The organism is Oleiphilus sp. HI0061, assembly GCF_001635675.1.
Window position 1 is genome coordinate 1 of the sequence record NZ_LWFE01001498.1, and the last position, 871, is coordinate 871.

Below are 871 nucleotides of genomic sequence, written 5' to 3' on the forward strand. Positions count from 1 at the left end.
CAATTATATGGCTGTCGTATTGACGCTCGCCAACGGGGGCGAAAAAGCCATCGTTCTTTCGAATAATACAGCCAACCGGACAAACCTCTAACGACATGGCATAGTCGTTAATATCGGCATTGGTATCAGCAAGGCAGTCGCCATTCACACCAATACGTTTATGGATACCGCGACCCACGTATTCAAAGACATGCTTGTCGTCAACGTCTCGTGAGGCTCGAATACAACGGCCACAGAGTATGCAGCGGTTGTTATCTAATGCGATATCCGGGTGCGAAGCATCAACCGGGCGTGAGGGCTGTAAGTATGGGAAGTCTGATGCCTGAGACAAACCAAGGCGATAGGCGGTTGCTTGTAGTTCGCAGCGTCCACTAGCTTCGCAGATAGGACAGAGATGATTGCCTTCATGAAATAACATTCTGACCAAATCTTTGCGATAGCCTGTTACTTCCTGGCTTTCATTTTCAATAATTGCACCGTTTTCGATAGGTTGTGTGCAGGCGGCAACGACCCGGCCATTCATTTTGACAGAGCAAACTCGGCAGCTACCTTGGGGAACAAGGCCTTCAGAATCGCATAGCCGAGGAATGTAGATACCTTGTGCCTCACAGGCAGACATTATCGACTGCCCCTCAAGGGCTTCGACTTTCTTGCCGTCGATGGTAAAGCTAAGTCGCTTTTCTTCTTGGTTCATCATTTTTGCTCCCTGTCGTCATGGTCGTATCGCGGGTCAAAATAATCGATCGCCGTTTAGCGATAATACGCGATTCATTCAATGCACTTTGAATATCAAAACCTGCCTGACGACCATCCGGGTGGTCTTTTAGTAATGCCGCGTACACTAAAGGGAAGTTTTCAATTGTCGATAAAA

2 protein-coding genes are annotated in these 871 nt (G+C 47.9%); both read right to left on the minus strand.

Going from position 1 to position 871, the window contains the following annotated elements; translation table 11 throughout:
• Positions 1 to 697: 2Fe-2S iron-sulfur cluster-binding protein (locus tag A3735_RS23345; RefSeq protein ID WP_068634394.1), on the minus strand; the 697-nt coding region annotated here is incomplete at its 3' end.
• On the minus strand, positions 669 to 871 hold a 203-nt coding region (locus A3735_RS31310), incomplete at its 5' end, for a hypothetical protein (RefSeq protein ID WP_197486000.1). The genes A3735_RS31310 and A3735_RS23345, both read right to left, overlap by 29 nt.